Raw genomic sequence first — 18,174 nt, 5'->3', positions numbered from 1 at the left:
GAACGTAATAGCATTGTGAACGTACCTATGAGGCACTAAAAAGTAATCCTAATGTATAAGGATGCTTTTTTAATGGCTTGATCAATATTTGGCCGGGTATGGCCACTACGCCAATGTTTTATCTACTATTAAAAAAGTGTTCCTGTAATTAGTGAAGATAATAACTAGCTATTGATCTGCCTTCTGATCCTGGATAAAGATTGTGGTGTGATGCCCAAATAAGAAGCTACATCTGTTAATGATACGCGCAGGGCAATATCGGCCTGACGGGCAACAAACAACCGGTATCTATTGGCAGAATCCTGCCCCAAATAGGCATTTCGGATATTGATCTTGTCTATCAAAGCTTGTTGTGTAATCTGATCAATAAGTGTTTTTAGATAGGGTACCTGTTCGTAAAGTTTCAAAAGTGCTGTTCTGCTAATGCCTAAAACTTCACAATTGCAGGCTGCTTGTATACACTCTTCTGCTGGTATCTGCTTATGGAAACTATTCAATATCGTACAAAACTGATTTTCCTTTAAAAAATAATGAGTCACTTCATTCCCCTTTTCATTTCGGATAACGATCCGGAGTACGCCATCAACAATAAAAAAAAGTTCTTTGCTAATACTGCCTGGCTGGGAAAGCGCTTCTCCTTCTTTAAACATTTTGAGATTAAAGGCTTCTATGATATACTGTTCTTCTTCTGCCGAAATTTGATGGTACAGTTTCAGGTAGCTGATAAGTTTGTTCGGCATTGGGATTTATATATGATATGGAGTTGAGTTGAACAAAAATACAAGCTCAAACCGTTTTTACCAATTGGTAAGTGAATTGGTCGTTGATATCTCAAAATTTGCACTTCAATTTACAACATCATGAAAATAAAAGCAAATAAATTTACACTCAAAGGAAAAACAGTGATCATATTAGGTGGAAGCTCAGGTCTAGGTTTTGCAACCGCACAGGCCGCAGCGTACGATGGTGCAAAAGTGGTAATTGTTTCCGGTAATGAAAACAGGATTAATGAGGCATTAAAATCCTTACCCGAAAACTGCAAAGGCTTTGCCGTAGATCTGAGTAAAGAAGAAAACATCAAACAGTTTTTTAATTCAGCAGAATCTTTCGATCACCTGGTATATACCGCAGGCGAAAATCTGGTATTGAATACGGTTGATGAAACTGACCTGGATGATGCCCGTCAGTTTTTTACATTAAGGTATTGGGGTGCTTTTGCTGCAGTTAAATATGCAGCAAAGAAAATTAAGGCAGGTGGTTCTATTAATTTAACAGGAGGTATTGCCAGCCCACGGCCAAGTGCCGGCTGGGGCGTAGCAGCCAGTATTTGTGGCGCCATGGAAGGTTTTACCCGTGCAATGGCTGTAGAACTGGCACCAGTACGTATAAATTTGGTATCGCCAGGTGTGGTTAAAACCAATTTATGGAACAGCATGAGCGATGAGGATAGAAATAACCTCTATGTTGGTATGGGTGAACGTTTACCTGTAAAGCGCGTTGGAGAAGCCGGCGATATTGCACAGGCATTTTTATACACCATGAAACAACAATACGGCACAGGGCAAGTAATTGTGGTAGATGGTGGTTCGGTATTGGTGTAATTCACAATAAAAAAATCGTCATTTCGATCAGAGGGCAACGCAGTCTAGAAACCAGGTAGTGCTTAGCGAAGCTAAATCTATTGAAGATCGCCCCATTTCATTACGTTTCATCCGATAGCTCTCGGATCAAGATGACGACTTTCCGCAACTCCAATATATCACACTATTTGCCGTTTTAATGCTTTAAGTTGCGTGGCCAATAACACTCCTCCAAGGGTGGCAGTGAGAAAAACGCCTTCGAATATCAATAACCTTTTTCTCGTTTTAAAACCACGGTAAAAAGTATGCGCCGCCATTATACCCAGGCCAACAAACTCAATATTGCGCTGCACCCTTTTCGATGAATCTTTATTTTTGATTAAAGCAATATGCATTAGCTCATCTATTAAACTGATGTTTCTTGAAATACCTTTTCTAATCTGTTTTTTGCTTGCCGAAGTACCTAATTTTTTAGCAGCACTTTGTAATCCTGTAGTGGTAATCTCATTAATCAAACGGGTTTTAGTATCCTTTTTTTCCATATCACTTTCCTTAGGTCCTATTATTTCAACCGACATAAAGGAATATGGTTTTGATTAATTGAGAATTGTGTGATCAGCAATTTTTATTTTTAAGATAGGATAACCAGATCAATATCTTTCATCGCCAGATTCTTGAGCAAGCCATTAAAAACCGCAGTACGTAAAATTACCTGAAAAATATTAAGATGAGGTTTACCAATGCATATCGTGGTTACTTCTTTTTCAGTGGCGATATCGATGATGGTCCTGGTAATAGCGTTACTTTTTATTTTAATTACTTCAGCACCCAGTTCGGTAGCCAGTTTAAAATGATTAATCAGATGGCGTTGTTTATCCAGTTTAATGCGTTCCATGCTTTCACTATCGCTTTGCACATACAATACCATCCATGGCGACCGGTAATAGGAAGCAAGTCTTGCTGTTTTCCGGATCACTACACCTGCGGTTTCTGCGTTGGAAGAAATACAAGCCAAAAAGCGTTCGGGCCTAAGTTTAATTGATTTGGGAATTTCGGTCTGGATTTTCCGCTCCACCTGGTGCACCACCTCTTTTAAAGCCAGTTCGCGCAGCTGAAGAATTTTATCAGATTGAAAAAAATTACCCAATGCCCTTTCGATCTTTGATTGATCGTAAATTTTGCCTTCTTTAAGGCGGGTAACCAGTTCATCAGCTGTAAGGTCGATATTTACGATCTCATCGGCTAGCTCCAATATCTTATCCGGGATCCGTTCGGTAACAGCTATGCCTGTAATCTGCTCAATTTCTTCATTAATGCTTTCCAGGTGCTGAATATTTACTGCAGAGATTACGCTGATCCCTGCCTCAAGCAGATCGAAAACATCCTGCCAGCGTTTGGTGTTTTTACTACCTTCGGCATTGGTATGGGCGAGTTCATCCACAATTACAATCTCCGGATGGCGATTCATGATTCCTTTAAGGTCCATCTCTTCGATTTCCTTGCCCCGATAAAAGATTTTCCGCCTCGGAATAACCGGAAGACCCGCAACAAGTGCTTCTGTTTCTACCCTTTTGTGGGTTTCAACGTAACCGATACAAATATCTACGCCATTCCGCAGTAATGCATGCGATTCCTGAAGCATACGGTAAGTTTTACCCACACCAGCACTCATGCCAATATAGATTTTGAGCTTTCCGCGCCTGGATTTTTTAACCAGATCTAAAAAATGTCTGACCGACTCTTCTTTTTGTTCTTCTTCCATCATATTTACCAGGTAACATTCATTATTCCTTTTTCTATCAATATAGTAATTGCAACAATCATAACCAATGTAAATAATACGATCATAAACCTAAAATAGATCTTATTATAAAGCAGTTTAAAGTATTTTTCTGCAGCATAACTTCTTTTTTTTACACCTATTTTATTCCTTTTTAACGAATTCAATTTTCGCATCATTAATATTCCTGAGAATGCTAAAAACAGACTAAATATGATTTCTATATAGGGATGCATTGTTTTTGGATTTTCAAAAAATTCATTTCTAAAGGGTCGTCATCTCGACTGGAGTGCAACGAAATGGAGAGATCTATGTAACAGATACTCAACAGATCTCTCCACTACGGTCGAGATGACGGCACTTATTTTTTAAAACGATACCGCAATACTTGCCGTTAAACTTGCATTGGCATTAACCGCAGCGCCCTCCCTGGCAAATATTTTGTCTTTGCTATCGTAGGCTTTTCCTTCCAACCTCACAACAGCATTGGCGATTGGCGAGTAATCAAGATTTAAAGAATAACCTTTGGTTTTAAAACCTTGTGGTGTGCCGGTGGCAATAAAAATTCCGTTTTTATCTTCATAATATTCAAATCTTCCGGCAACGGCCCATTTTGGTGCAAATTTATATTGTGCAATGGCTACCGGAGAAATAACTTCGCTTTTATCACTACCGCCTTTTTGTTTTTGTTGCGTGCCGTAATCAAATCCAAGGGTTACACCAAACTTATCGGTAAGCTGAAAAACCCCATAAACATTGTGGTAAAACCTGTTTACCCGAACAGAATCAGCACCTTCTGTTCCAAGATAATTGCTGTAATTTACGGTAATTTTATCGGTTGGTTTCCAGGTCAGCTGAAGTCCACCAGCAGGTTTATTATTTCCATTCTGGCGGGTAATGCGCTGCCATCCATTCAGGTACAATGCGGTAGCTGTAAATTTACCATCTTTGGTACCATAAGTAATTTTGGCACCCGATTCGTAGTAAGGTGTATTTTCTGAAGAAATATTTCTGGTAAGTACCCAACAATCTTTCGAAACCGCGCCTTCGAAACCGATATGCGAAGAAAAGATTCCGGCATCAATCCAAAGGTTTTCTGTTTTGGATAATTTTACCCCGGCATTGGCCTCAAAGATATTTTTTAATACACCAGGCTCGGCAGCAAGATTAGCATTGGCATAAGTTCCTGCCATTACTGCTAAATTAGCCCTGATCATTCCGGTATCATAAGCGGCCTTGATAAAACCAAGGTTCAGGTTTACTTCGTTTGCCCGGTTATGCGAATAAATAAAACCCGGACGGTTATGGTCTGCAGGTTTATTAAAATCGTATCCATAATAGGCTTCAAGGTAACCCGTCACTTTAATTTTTGGTTCTTCTTGTGCTCCTGCAATGAATCCTGTAGTAAGTGTAGCGGCAAGTAATAGTATTTTTTTCATTTTATCTGACTGTTTTGTATTAGGCAAAGCCTAAGGCCCAGGCTAGTTGGCACCAGACCTTAAAGCATTGCCGTTGTTATTGTTTTGGGAAATATTTTTTGAGTAGTTAAAGTTCCAAATGTTCGTCATTCCCGCGCAGGCGGGAATCTTAATTCAGCATACATTGGCATTAAGATCCCCAATCAAGTTGGGAATGACGATCCCTCGCAACCTATCATCGTCATATCTATCCTTTTAGTTTTGGCAAACGCATTTGGACAGACTGCAAAGTCGCTAACTAAAGTGCATCAAGAGCAAGATTTAATTTCAGCACATTTACTGATGAAGGGCCGAATACACCCATAAATGGTTTAAGTGTGTTCATGGCAACCAGTTCTTTCACTTTTTTCACATCGATTTTACGGGCTGCAGCAACCCTTTCGATCTGAATGGCTGCACCCTGTTCAGAAATATTTGGATCAAGTCCGCTTCCTGAAGCAGTAACCATATCAGCAGGGATATCTGATTTTTTGATGCTCGGATTATATTTCAATAAAGTATCAATCCGTGATTGCACTTCTTTTAAATAGTCAGGATTAGATGGCCCTTTGTTAGAACCTGCAGAACCCGCTGCATTGTAGGCAACTGCTGATGGTCTTCCCCAGAAATATTGAGGTTTGGTAAACGACTGACCCAATAATGCATAACCTACTGTTTTACCATTTTTGGTGACTTTTTCTCCTCCCCCGTTTCCTTTAGACATTTTACCGATAAAGGCAACAGTAACTGGATATATCACGCATAACAATACCAATAATACAAGTGTTAAGCGGATGGATTGAATGATGTACTTTTTCATCTTTTTATTTTTTTAAATTCTTATTCGATTCGTCATTCCCAACTCGATTGGGAATCTTAAAGCACCTGCATTACGATTCCCGCATACGCGGGAATGACGGAAACTTCTACACAAATAATCCGACCAATAAATCGATTATTTTAATCCCTATAAATGGTGCTACCACGCCGCCGATACCATATATAAATAGGTTTCTACGTAATAAGGCAGTTGCACCGATAGGTTTGTAGGCCACACCTTTTAAAGCCAGTGGGATCAGGATTGGAATAATGATGGCGTTAAAAATCACCGCAGACATAATTGCTGATTCTGGTGAATGCAGGCCCATAATATTCAGGCTTTGCAAAGCAGGAATTGATGCAATAAACAAGGCCGGAACGATTGCAAAATACTTGGCCACATCATTCGCGATGGAAAAAGTGGTTAATGTACCGCGGGTAATCAGCAATTGTTTGCCGATTTCTACGATCTCAATCAGTTTGGTAGGATCATTATCCAAATCGACCATGTTACCGGCTTCTTTTGCAGCCTGTGTTCCACTGTTCATGGCTACACCCACATCGGCCTGCGCCAAAGCAGGGGCATCATTGGTACCGTCACCCATCATGGCTACCAGCTTACCAAGGGTTTGTTCATCTTTGATGTAATTCATTTTATCCTCGGGTTTAGCCTCTGCAATAAAATCATCAACACCTGCTTTTTCTGCAATATATTTAGCCGTTAACGGGTTATCTCCGGTAACCATTACTGTTTTTACACCCATTTTCCTTAAGCGCTCAAAACGTTCGCTGATACCAGGTTTAATAATGTCCTGTAATTCGATTACGCCAAGGGCTTTTTCATTTTCGGACACGACAAGTGGTGTTCCTCCATTGGTAGCAATAGCCTTTACATGGTTTTCGATATCAGAAGGAAAAATATTCCCGGCTTTTTCAACAATATTCCTGATCGAATCGAAGGCACCTTTTCTGATCCTTCTTCCATCTACAGTATCCAATCCGCTCGAACGGGTTTCGGCAGTAAACTTGATGAATGTTGATCCCTCTGGCGTTCCGGCAGATTTGAAACCTTGTTCAGCAGCCAGTTCGATAATCGATTTTCCTTCCGGGGTTTCATCAGCCAATGAGCTTAACACACAGGCATCTGTAAAAGCTTTAATGTTTACACCTGCTGTTGGGTAAAAATTAGTGGCTTTACGGTTACCAATGGTGATGGTTCCTGTTTTATCTAAAAGTAATACATCAATGTCACCCGCAGTTTCTACCGCTTTACCCGATTTGGTAATCACATTGGCTCTTAATGCCCTGTCCATTCCGGCAATACCAATAGCAGATAAAAGTCCGCCGATAGTGGTTGGGATTAAACATACAAACAGGGAAATTAACGATGCAATGGTTATTGGGGTATTGGCATAATCAGCAAACGGTTTCAAGGTTACGCATACAATGATAAACACCAGGGTAAAACTGGCCAGCAGAATGGTCAAAGCTATCTCGTTTGGTGTTTTCTGACGTGATGCACCTTCAACCAAAGCAATCATCTTATCTAAAAAGCTTTCTCCTGGAGCAGTGCTTACCTGAACTTTAATCTCATCAGATAAAACTTTTGTACCACCAGTTACCGAAGATTTATCACCTCCAGATTCACGGATTACCGGGGCAGACTCACCAGTAATTGCCGATTCGTCAATAGTGGCAATCCCTTCAATAATCTCTCCATCTGTTGGAATGGTATCGCCTGTTTCGCAAACGAACACATCGCCTTTTTTTAATTGATTGGATGAACGAATTTCGATGGTTCCGTTGGCCAAAAGCACTTTGGCTGGCGTTTCTTCCCTTGTTTTACGAAGGCTGTCGGCCTGTGCCTTGCCTCTTGCTTCTGCAATGGCTTCAGCGAAGTTTGCAAACAGAACGGTAAGCAATAAAACTAAAAAGATGAAGAAATTGTACAAAGGCGATCCTTGTCCGCTATGGCTGAAAGAGTATACGGTAACATAAGCCATTACCAGTGTTCCGATTTCTACGGTAAACATTACTGGGTTCCGTACCATTACCCTTGGATCAAGCTTGATGAAAGATTGTTTTAGTGCGGTCTGCACCAAGGCAGGTTCGAACAATTTATTATTGGGTTTCATTATATGTTTATTTAAGCATGGTAAAATATTCTGCCAAAGGACCTAAAGCCAGAGCAGGAAAATAAGAAAGTGCATTTAACACGATGATCACCGCAAAAGTCATCAGTGCGAAAGTTTTGGTATCTGTTTTAAGCGTACCGGCCGATTCAGGGATGAATTTTTTGGCTCCCAGTAATCCGGCAATGGCAACCGGGCCAATAATCGGTAAGAAACGGCCTAAGAAAATCACAATACCAGTGGATAGATTCCAGAACATATTGTTATCTCCCAATCCTTCAAATCCCGAACCATTGTTCGCATTTGATGAAGTCATTTCATACAGCATCTCAGAGAATCCGTGGAAACCAGGATTATTGAGCCAGCTTTTAGGTTGAACAGCCCAGGCAGCATTGCCATGACTGGTAAAAATATAACTTGCAATGGCTGTACCGGCAAGGATCAAAAACGGACTCAGCAAAGTAATAATCGCCGCAATCTTAATCTCTCTGGCTTCTACCTTATGGCCAAGAAATTCTGGTGTTCTTCCTACCATCAATCCCGAAATAAATACGGCAACAATCAGGTAGATGAAATAGTTCAATAAACCTACACCACAACCGCCATAAAATGAGTTGATCATCATTCCAAGTAACTGCCAGGTACCCGACATCGGCATGGTACTATCGTGCATACCGTTTACAGAACCCGTAGAAATAATCGTAGTTACCGTTGACCAATAAGCAGATGCAGCAGGACCGAAGCGGACTTCTTTTCCTTCCATTGCTCCTGTAGTTTGTGAAATACCCATTTTTGCCAAAGCTGGATTTCCGCCCAGTTCTGAGCTAAGCATAGGGATGAGCAGCATAAACAAACCGATGGTCATTACACCAAATATGGTCCAGGCCAATTTTTTCCTGCGGATAAAATAACCGAAAGCAATTACCATGGCAATTGGAATAATGACCTGAGCAATCAACTCAACCATATCGGTAAAGTAACTTGGGTTTTCAAATGGATGTGCCGAATTGGCCCCAAAATAACCTCCGCCATTTGTACCCAGATGTTTAATGGCAATCATTTGAGCAGCCGGTCCTCTCGAAACATTAACCGTATCGCCCTGTAGAGAAATGAATTTATCTTTACCATCATAACTTGCAGGTGTACCGCTAAAAGTTAAGATTAAGGCCATTACGAATGATAAAGGCAACAATAAACGGGTAATTGACTTCACAAAAAATTCCCAGAAATTACCCAACTCAGTAGTTGTTTTATCTCTAAAAGCTTTAAAAAGAACTACTGCAGCTGCGATACCTGTTGCAGCACTTACAAACTGAAGAAACATAAGTACATATTGCTGGGTAAGGTAACTTACGCCACTCTCGCCTGAATAGTGCTGGAGATTACAGTTGGCAACAAAGCTGATAATGGTATTAAAAGCGAGATCTGGTGTCATCCCAGGATTTCCATCCGGATTGAAAGGAAGCTTATCCTGAAATATGAGCACAAAAAAACCATAAAACAACCATAGTATATTAATGGTAAGCAGTGCTTTTAACTGCTGTTTCCAGTTCATTTGTTCTTTAATATTGATTCCGGAAAGCTTGTAAATACCAGTTTCCAATGGTTTTAAAAAATCTGTCCAGACTTTTTCTCCTGCAAAAACCTTGGCCAGGTATTTACCCAAAGGGATGGCGATAACCAGGGTGAGCAGAAATGTGGCAATAATGCCGGTTAATTCAGTATTCATTTCTTAATTTGTTAATTGCTCCGTTGAAGGAGGTAAGGATTAAAATTTTTCGGGTTTGATCAGCACGTAAATCATATAGATAAATACGGCGATGGCGATAATAAATAATGCGATCATAGTGTTAGATTTTTTCGAACCAGTTTATCGATTTGTAAGTAGCCCAGCAAAGCAGTACCAGGATTAAAAAAAGTAATATTGTCATAATTGTAATGATTTTACAGGCCAGTAGCCAACTCTTATACCATAAAAGAGATGAATCAATTAAATAACTGATACACATAAAGTTAAACAAATAACCATAACATCAATTAGAATTAGATATAAAAAAACCCTTCCATTTTGGAAAGGTTTTTTTCATATTGGTATTTGCCATACTGTGATATGCAATCTCTCATGGTCAATGATTGGAGACTAAACAATTTCTTCCGTGCACTTACATCAGTCTGATTGGCCTTGCAGATAAAATGATCAGTTTATTGAAGATACTTAATTTAATTCCATCGCGATCTTAGCACCTGCACGCTAACTCAAGTTAATTCGCAAAGCAGCGTTAAAATGTGGCTCTAGGCCTGTATTTTTATCTTTGCATTTGGATTAATCGATTCCTCACCAAATTATTTATGAATAAGTAACATCAATAATAATCGTAGTTATAACGATTATTATTAAATTAGAAAAAATTTCTAACTAAATGAACACCAGGCATTGGCCAATAAATGGAATTTAACAATTAAATTTTAACAAAAAATGGAAAGAAAATTTTGGCTTCTTGCAGCGCTGATTTTAGTCGCAGTAAATGTATCTGCCATAAATAAAAAACCAATCAACGAGCCCGATTCGGCTTATTTATTTGCTTATAATGCAAACGGACTTCGTTTTGCCTGGAGTTTAGATAAACAGAACTGGACACCTTTAGGGAACGATTATACCTATCTGAAAAGCGATTATGGCCGATGGGGAAGTGAAAAAAAAATGATAACGCCTTTTCTTATCCAGGGCAAAAATGGACTTTGGGTATGTATTTGGAGCCTGAACAACCATACGCTACAGTTTGCTACCTCAAGTTCGAAAGATCTTGTAAACTGGAGCCCGCAAAACTATCCTTATGTAAAGCAAGGTAAAAATGTTTTACGCCCAATGATTAAATATGATGGCAACCTGGATGAATATACGGTAACCTATGCGGATGCTAACGAAAAATATTTCCAAACTAACACCAAAGATTTAAACCATTACAGCCCTGTAAAAGAAGTGCCTGCTTCAGCTTACCTCAATGGGAGTACATCGGTTAATCTATTCAATGCAACTAACGGACAAGTGCATCGTTTACCATGGAAAGTTATTCTGGGCTTAAAAAAAGCATATGAACTAAAAGACTATAAAAACAAACAGGATAGAGAAACTACCAGGGATGATGCACAGCGTTTTGCAGGACTTAAAAATGTGGAGGCAAAAATAACTTTCCAACCCGATAAAGCAAAAGCGATCAGCAATATGCTAACAGGCGTATTTTTCGAAGATTTAAATTATGCAGCTGATGGCGGTTTGTATGCCGAACTGATTCAAAACCGGGATTTTGAATATCACCCCCGTGATAAAGAATACAACGACCAAAACTGGAACAGCAGTTATGCCTGGCTATTGAAGGGTGATCGCGCTACCATAAAAATAGATTCGATTTCGCCAATTCATCCCAATAATCCGCACTATGCGGTTTTGGATATTCCCCTTGCCGGAGCATCCATTCTTAATAGCGGTTTTGATGGAATAGCATTGAAAAAAGGCGAACCTTATGATTTTTCGTTATCAGCTAAGTTATTGAATATAAAAAAGGCGAATCTCGAAGTAAGGCTGGTAAGTGATAAACAGGGAATTTTGGCTAAATCGGATTTAAACCTCACTTCAAGCAACTGGAAAACACAAGCATTAACTTTGGTATCTTCTGCAGATGTGACCGATGCAAAACTCGAAATCTTGATTCGCAATCCGGGGCGTATTGCAATTGATATGGTTTCGTTGTTTCCAAAGCATACTTTTAAAGGCCGAAAAAATGGATTAAGGGCAGATCTCGCTCAAACCATTGGAGATATACACCCTCGTTTTGTACGTTTTCCAGGAGGTTGTCTTGCGCATGGTGATGGTATAGCCAACATCTACAAATGGAAAAACTCAATTGGTCCCTTAGCTGCTCGTAAACCAGATCGAAACCTTTGGGGCTACCATCAAACCATGGGGCTTGGTTATTACGAGTACTTTCAATTCTGCGAAGATATTGGTGCTGCACCCGTTCCGGTAGTAGCTGCCGGTGTACCTTGCCAAAATTCAGCTACAGGTGGTGGTGGCCAACAGGGTGGCATACCTATGAGTGAAATGGGACAATATATACAGGATATAGAAGATTTAATAGAATACGCCAACGGTGATGTAAAAACCGAATGGGGTAAGAAACGTGCTGAAGCAGGCCACCCAAAACCATTTAACCTGAAATATATAGGCATTGGCAATGAAGACCAGATTACTGAAGTATTTGCTGAACGGTTTACAATGATCTATAAAGCACTGAGAAAGTCTCATCCCGAAATTACAATTATTGGTACTGCAGGTCCGTTTTACGAAGGAACTGATTATGAAGCTGGCTGGCAAATTGCATCAAACCTTAATGTTCCTATTATTGATGAACATTATTACCAATCGCCGGGTTGGTTTATCAATAATCAAATTTTTTACGACAGTTACGACCGGTCTAAATCGAAAGTTTACCTCGGCGAATATGCTGCAAGTTTACCTGGTGGCAATAGAACGAACCTGGAAACGTCACTTGCTGAAGCACTATACCTTATTTCTCTGGAGCGCAATGGTGACGTGGTGAGTATGGCATCTTATGCCCCACTGATCGCTAAAGAGGGGCATACGCAATGGGATCCTGACCTGATTTATTTTAATAATGCAGAGGTAAAACCCACAATAGGCTATTTCGTACAAAAATTATACGGACAGAATGCTGGTGATGAATATATCCCATCAACTATGGTTCTTTCTTCAAACCAGGAAAATGTAAATAAACGGATGGCCTGTTCGATGGTTAAAGATGCCAAAACCGGCGATTTGATCATTAAACTTGTTAACCTGCTTCCGGTTACCGTGAAAACCTCGCTCGATTTAAATCAGCAACAACTTGGAAAAAGTGCCATCAAAACTGTAATTTCAGGTAACCCGGCAGATAAAAAAGCTGTTCCGATTATGACAACAATTAATACAGATGCAAGCAGACAACTTGAGCTACCAGCTTACTCTTTTACCGTTTTAAGATTTAAAGCGCATTAGGTTCAGGGAATAAAACCTAAAAGAGGCTGTATCATTAAATTGTAATTCACTTTGATTTTTTGTCACGCCGAACAAGCTACCATAGACATAATCCATTAACACGGTCGTCATTCCCGCGCAGGCGGGAATCTTAAGCGCTTGCATTACGATTCCCAATCGAGTTGGGAATGACGATCTCGCGCAGCCTACCAGTTTGCCAAAAAGATCTGTCTTTAAGCGCGAACAAAAAGCAAAGCTTTAAAAGAATAGATGTCCATGTGAGCTGTTAAAATAGCTATATTGCGGCACCAAATTATAATGAACACTTCCACAAAAACTAATCTTGGTAAACTGTCCTCATTACTTTTAAAAAAGCAATGTGTATTTGCTGTTTATCTCCTATTGGCTCTTGTAGCTGGTTTTAAGCAATACCATCACCATTCCTACAACAATTACCTGATTTTTAAATATGTATACTGGCATACCGTCGATTTAGAGAATTTATACACTAATTATCCCGAATACTTTGATAGTAACCATTATGGCCCCGTGTTTTCGATTTTTATTGCTCCATTTGCAGTATTGCCAGATGGTTTAGGCTGTATACTTTGGAACATCGCCAATGTTGCGATATTACTTTGGGGAATTTACAGTCTACCCATATCACTTAACAAGCGCACCATAATTGCATGGATCTGTGCACACGAAACATTAACTGCACTTTTCAGCTTTCAGTTTAACATTGCACTAACAGGATTAATATTACTAAGTTTCTCCTATCTGATTAAAAAGAAAGAAATACAATCGGCTTTTTTTATCGCCTTCGGCACATTGGTTAAACTTTACGGGATTGTTGGATTGGCATTTTTCTTCTTCACTAAAAATAAGTTAAAATTTATCATAGGTGGCTTAACCGCTTTTGCAATACTCTTTGTTTTACCAATGGTAATTTCATCTCCGGCATTTGTAATTCAATCATATAGCGACTGGTACCATTCCCTAGCCCATAAAAATGACTTAAATGCATCATTAACTTCATTTCAGGATATTTCTTTAATGGGAATCGTTAGAAGAGCAACAGGAAACGTAAACATTCCCAATCTCCCATTTTTATTAGGTGGTCTTATATTATTTGCTTTGCCTTATTTACGGGTAAAGCAATATAAATATATTGGCTTTAGGTTAATGTTATTGGCATCAACCCTTATTTTTACCGTTATATTTAGCAGTGGTTCTGAATCCCCAACCTATATTATTGCTTTCGCAGGTGTTGCCATTTGGTTTATGGTGCAGCAAAACCCAAAAAAAGGGTGGATAATTGCCTTGTTTATTTTTGCATTTATATTAACCAGCCTGTCGCCAACCGATATTTTCCCAAGGCCGGTAAAAGAATTTATTCGTCTATATTCGCTTAAAGCCCTACCTTGCGTTATCATTTGGCTAACCATAATTTACCAGATGATGAAAGAGGATTTTGAGTCTTATCTGATTGCCGATAAATGAATAAATTAGTTTCTATAGTAATCCCTGCTTACAACGAAGCCGATAATATTTTTGTAATAACTGAAAGTATTAAAAAAGTTTTTTCAACCATCAATTACGATTATGAAATTATTCTGGTGGATGATGGAAGTGCCGATCATACCCTCGAAACAATAAAAGAATACGCTTCAACCATAGGCAACATATTCTTTCTCGAGTTTTCTAAGAACTTTGGTCACCAATTGGCTGTTAAAGCCGGCATGGACCATGCGTTTGGCGATTGTGTAATTTCCATGGATTGCGATATGCAACATCCTCCGGAGTTAATTCCCCAAATGTTACAGAAGTGGCAGGAAGGCTTCGAAGTGGTGTACACCATCAGGGAAGAGGATAAGAATTTATCAAAAGGAAAAAGAAGTTCCTCAAGCTTATTTTATAAAACCTTAAACTGGTTATCAGATATTGATCTTGAGCCAGGCGCTGCCGATTTCCGCTTACTCGATCAAAAAGTTGTGAGTGTTTTTAGGAATTTTCATGAAAACGAGCCATTTTTACGTGGTCTGGTAAAGTGGCTTGGCTTTAAGCAGTATGCCATTCGTTACAATCCTGCAGCACGTTTTTCGGGGAATAGCAAATATACTTTTAAAAAGATGTTAAGGCTGGCGCTACATGGCGTTACCTCATTCAGTATAAAACCCCTATACTCTGCAGTATACCTTGGTTTCATTCTTTCCTTTGCCTCTGTATTGTATATCCCCTACATTATTTATGCTTTTGTAAACCATGTAGAAGTTTCTGGCTGGGCATCAGTAATTATGACCATTGTCTTTTTTGGTGGATTACAGCTCATTATATTAGGCATTATAGGCATTTACGTAGGCAAAATGTTTATGCAAACTAAAAATCGTCCAAATTATATTATCCGTTCAACCAATATCCAGCAAAAATAAAATGGTACTGTTAAGTTTTGATATCGAAGAGTTTGACATGCCTTTTGAATACGGAAAAGAAATCTCTTTTGAAGATCAGATTGCCATTTCGAGAGCAGGAACTATTGCTATTTTAGACATTTTGGATAAATATAGTGTGAAAGCTACTTTTTTCTGCACGGTTACTTTTGCCGAAAATATACCTGATCTGATTAAGCGGATTACAGAAACAGGGCACGAACTGGCCTCGCACGGTTATTACCATTCTGATTTTAAACCCGAACACCTGCTTCAATCTAAGCTCAAACTCGAAGAGCTTTCAGGTAAAGAAATTACAGGTTACCGCATGGCGAGAATGATGCCTGTTGATGAAAAGGAGATTGAGAAAGCTGGATACACGTACAACACATCCATCAATCCAACTTACCTACCCGGACGCTATAATAATTTTAATATTTCGCGAACGCATTTTATTAAAGATAATGTTTTGCAAATTCCTGCTTCTGTTAGTCCGATAATCCGGTTCCCCCTATTCTGGCTCTCTTTTCACAATCTGCCTTTAAGTATTTACAAAACCTTAGCCAGTTGGACTTATAAAAAGGATAAATACCTGAATATCTATTTCCACCCCTGGGAATTTACCGATTTAAATGATTTCGAACGCTTTGGCTTCCCTGGCTATGTAAGGAAGAATACAGGTAGAAAAATGATAGAACGTATGGAAGCGCTAATTTCGTGGATGAAAGCAAAAAACTATCCTTTTGGCACCTTTCAGGAGTTTATTAAAAACCTGGTTTAGTAGTTTTTATTTATTGTTATGTTATTAAATTAAGTTTTTTTAACCACAGATGCACACAGATAACCACGGATTTTTATATCGGTGGTTAAATTAAGTTTACACGTGTGGAGCTGATACTGGGAGTGCTTAGCCCCGGGCGAAGCGGCATCCCCGAAGCGTAGCGAAGGGATATAGCGGAGCACGGGAACAAACCTAAATAGTTGTAATGCCCTTGCGCTTCAAAAAAAACTAAAAACCTCTTTTTTATTTATACGACTCTGCCAATTTAAGTGCGTTATAAGCATTTACAATACCACCGCTCACACATATTTCGCTAAAAAGCACACGGGTGTTCTCCCCTCTATCATTCTTGTATTTTATCTTATGTGCTACTTTCGAAACAGATTTCATGATGATTTCTCTTACCTGAGCAGGTGTTAATTCCGGATAATAGCTTAAAATTAAACCGGCTAAACCAGCAACAACCGGCGAGGCCATACTTGTTCCATCAGCTTCTTCATATTTATTATCTGGCACTGTAGATTTGATCAAAAACCCTGGGGCAAAAACATCAACGCTGTACTTGCCATAATTAGAGAAATCGGCTTTCAGATTATCATCATCTTTATAAGCACTTGCACCTACTTCAATCCAATTATTGGCATGGGGTAGATTAAACTTTGCTGAGTCGATTGGTGCAGGCTTTACGAATGAAGGTCGGTTATAAGGTGGCCTCATACCCATTCCGTTATTTTGTGCCATAGGCTTAGGTGGCGTAAAATCTGGATTGCTGGGTTTTTTATTGGCTTCCTTGTAAATTTCTGCCTCTTTACTGTCAAAAAACTTATTGGGAAAATTCTCTTCAATATCGTTATTCTGGTTGTCGTTTCCGGCTGCATGTACCAACAATACACCTTTAAGTTCTGCATATTTTACCGCGGAGTCTACTGCTTTTTTATCCCACTTGTAACTTTTACCAAAACTCATATTAATTACCTTTGCGCCATTATCAACTGCATACCTGATGCCATTAGCCACATCTTTATCGCGTTCATCACCTGTAGGCACTACCCTGATAGCCATAATACTTACATGATTGGCTACGCCCAAAATACCTGTTGAATTAGTACGATCGGCGCCAATAATTCCCGATACGTGTGTACCATGAAAAGCATCCGGACCTTTAACATCGTTGTTTCCATAATCCTTTTGGTAAGAATTGCTGTAATCATCTCCAACCAGTTCCGTGCGCACATCATATTTAGGGTTTAGGTTGTACTTCAGCATCGCATCGTATTGCTTGTATCCTTCCTTTATGTTTTTATAAAACTTCTCAAAACTACCATCTTCTTTAGCTCCTTTTCTGATGATTGTTTTTACCTGCTCTTCCGTTTCATCATCAGCCTTATACTGATTAACATCATCCATCGTAGGGATTTCTTTTTTATTGATCTTAGCTACAGAATCTAATACTTTGTTAATGGCAATCAAAACAGAAAAAGTATTGCTGGCATCTTCATATTTTTTACCAAAATCGCCAACCATTTTCTTATAAAGCTTAAATTCTTCTTTTTGCGTGCTATCTAAAGGAGTTAAATTGGTTGTTGATTGATATTTTGGAGTATAAATTCTTAACAAACGAATCAGTTCTAAATTATCGAACTCCAGATTACCTTTTTTAGAACCGATAAAATTCCAGCCATGGATATCATCAATATAACCGTTGCCATCATCATCTATTCCATTTCCAGGAATCTCTTTTTTATTCGTCCATAAAACACTTTGCAAATCAGGATGATTGATATCTACACCACCATCAATTACTGCCACAATAATATTTTGTTTAGTTTTTTTATCCTTTAGAAGTTCACGATAAGCTTTCTCCGTGCTAATACCAAAATAGCCATTCTCCTGTAAATCGAGGTTAAACCAATTTGCAGGGAGTTGTACATTTTTACTTTGAGCAAAAACACTAAAATTTACACACAAAATAAAAGCAAGAAAAGTTAATTTCTTAAGGTTCACATTCATCATCATAATATGTACGAAATACTACAATAATACGGTTTTATTACCTTGAGGTTGAAAGATTTTACATTTTTTAACAAGAGCAGTCAATCTGTTTTTGGAGCGCAGCAGCAGTAACCATTAGGTTAGGTTCCTTCCTGCTGTCCGTTTTACTCCG

14 protein-coding genes are annotated in these 18,174 nt (G+C 39.0%); 5 read left to right on the top strand and 9 right to left on the bottom strand.

All coding sequences use genetic code 11. The features are described from left to right. Positions 1 to 164: 164 nt before the first annotated feature. Complete coding sequence (locus IM793_RS24440; RefSeq protein WP_193426094.1) at positions 165 to 740, bottom strand: Crp/Fnr family transcriptional regulator; 576 nt, start codon at positions 738 to 740, stop codon at positions 165 to 167. Between the two features lie 120 nt (positions 741 to 860). Between IM793_RS24440 and IM793_RS24435 the strand changes: the two genes are divergently transcribed. Continuing rightward, positions 861 to 1,601 (top strand): SDR family oxidoreductase, encoded by a 741-nt coding sequence (locus tag IM793_RS24435; RefSeq protein ID WP_193426092.1) that lies wholly within the window; start codon positions 861 to 863, stop codon positions 1,599 to 1,601. A 158-nt stretch (positions 1,602 to 1,759) separates the two neighbouring features. Here IM793_RS24435 and IM793_RS24430 read toward each other — a convergent pair whose 3' ends face one another. The 7 genes from IM793_RS24430 to IM793_RS24400 all read right to left on the bottom strand — a co-directional run bounded on the left by IM793_RS24430 (position 1,760) and on the right by IM793_RS24400 (position 9,614). Further along, on the bottom strand, positions 1,760 to 2,158 hold the full coding sequence (locus tag IM793_RS24430) for a hypothetical protein (RefSeq protein WP_193426090.1): 399 nt from the start codon (positions 2,156 to 2,158) through the stop codon (positions 1,760 to 1,762). A gap of 53 nt (positions 2,159 to 2,211) precedes the next feature. Continuing rightward, positions 2,212 to 3,342, bottom strand: a complete 1,131-nt coding sequence (locus tag IM793_RS24425) for a sensor protein KdpD (protein WP_193426098.1) — start codon at positions 3,340 to 3,342, stop codon at positions 2,212 to 2,214. 386 nt (positions 3,343 to 3,728) lie between these two features. After that, positions 3,729 to 4,799 carry a porin gene (locus IM793_RS24420; protein WP_193426088.1) on the bottom strand — a complete coding sequence of 357 codons (1,071 nt, stop codon included), beginning with the start codon at positions 4,797 to 4,799 and terminating at the stop codon, positions 3,729 to 3,731. A gap of 277 nt (positions 4,800 to 5,076) precedes the next feature. Continuing rightward, a complete protein-coding gene (locus tag IM793_RS24415; RefSeq protein WP_193426086.1) occupies positions 5,077 to 5,637 on the bottom strand; it encodes a K(+)-transporting ATPase subunit C in 561 nt (186 codons plus the stop codon). Positions 5,638 to 5,743: 106 nt separating this feature from the next. Continuing rightward, positions 5,744 to 7,771, bottom strand: a complete 2,028-nt coding sequence (kdpB, locus tag IM793_RS24410; protein ID WP_193426084.1) for a potassium-transporting ATPase subunit KdpB — start codon at positions 7,769 to 7,771, stop codon at positions 5,744 to 5,746. 7 nt (positions 7,772 to 7,778) lie between these two features. After that, positions 7,779 to 9,497 (bottom strand): potassium-transporting ATPase subunit KdpA, encoded by a 1,719-nt coding sequence (gene kdpA, locus IM793_RS24405; protein WP_193426082.1) that lies wholly within the window; start codon positions 9,495 to 9,497, stop codon positions 7,779 to 7,781. Positions 9,498 to 9,536: 39 nt separating this feature from the next. Continuing rightward, positions 9,537 to 9,614 (bottom strand): potassium-transporting ATPase subunit F, encoded by a 78-nt coding sequence (locus tag IM793_RS24400; RefSeq protein WP_082035969.1) that lies wholly within the window; start codon positions 9,612 to 9,614, stop codon positions 9,537 to 9,539. Positions 9,615 to 10,244: 630 nt separating this feature from the next. Between IM793_RS24400 and IM793_RS24395 the strand changes: the two genes are divergently transcribed. From IM793_RS24395 to IM793_RS24380, 4 genes are all read left to right on the top strand, one after another. Continuing rightward, positions 10,245 to 12,821, top strand: a complete 2,577-nt coding sequence (locus IM793_RS24395; protein ID WP_193426080.1) for an alpha-L-arabinofuranosidase C-terminal domain-containing protein — start codon at positions 10,245 to 10,247, stop codon at positions 12,819 to 12,821. 297 nt (positions 12,822 to 13,118) lie between these two features. Continuing rightward, positions 13,119 to 14,303 carry a glycosyltransferase family 87 protein gene (locus tag IM793_RS24390; protein ID WP_193426078.1) on the top strand — a complete coding sequence of 395 codons (1,185 nt, stop codon included), beginning with the start codon at positions 13,119 to 13,121 and terminating at the stop codon, positions 14,301 to 14,303. Beyond that, on the top strand, positions 14,300 to 15,232 hold the full coding sequence (locus IM793_RS24385; RefSeq protein ID WP_193426076.1) for a glycosyltransferase family 2 protein: 933 nt from the start codon (positions 14,300 to 14,302) through the stop codon (positions 15,230 to 15,232). Before IM793_RS24390 ends, IM793_RS24385 begins: the two co-directional genes overlap by 4 nt. A 1-nt stretch (position 15,233) precedes the next feature. Further along, positions 15,234 to 16,010, top strand: a complete 777-nt coding sequence (locus tag IM793_RS24380) for a polysaccharide deacetylase family protein (protein ID WP_193426074.1) — start codon at positions 15,234 to 15,236, stop codon at positions 16,008 to 16,010. A gap of 243 nt (positions 16,011 to 16,253) precedes the next feature. Here IM793_RS24380 and IM793_RS24375 read toward each other — a convergent pair whose 3' ends face one another. Continuing rightward, a complete protein-coding gene (locus IM793_RS24375; protein ID WP_193426096.1) occupies positions 16,254 to 18,020 on the bottom strand; it encodes a S8 family peptidase in 1,767 nt (588 codons plus the stop codon). Positions 18,021 to 18,174: the final 154 nt, after the last annotated feature.

Origin of the sequence: Pedobacter sp. MR2016-19 (assembly GCF_014947265.1) — a bacterium.
Lineage (GTDB): Bacteria > Bacteroidota > Bacteroidia > Sphingobacteriales > Sphingobacteriaceae > Pedobacter.
The sequence above is the reverse complement of the archived record's forward strand: the minus strand, read 5'-3'. Positions and strand labels throughout refer to the sequence as shown.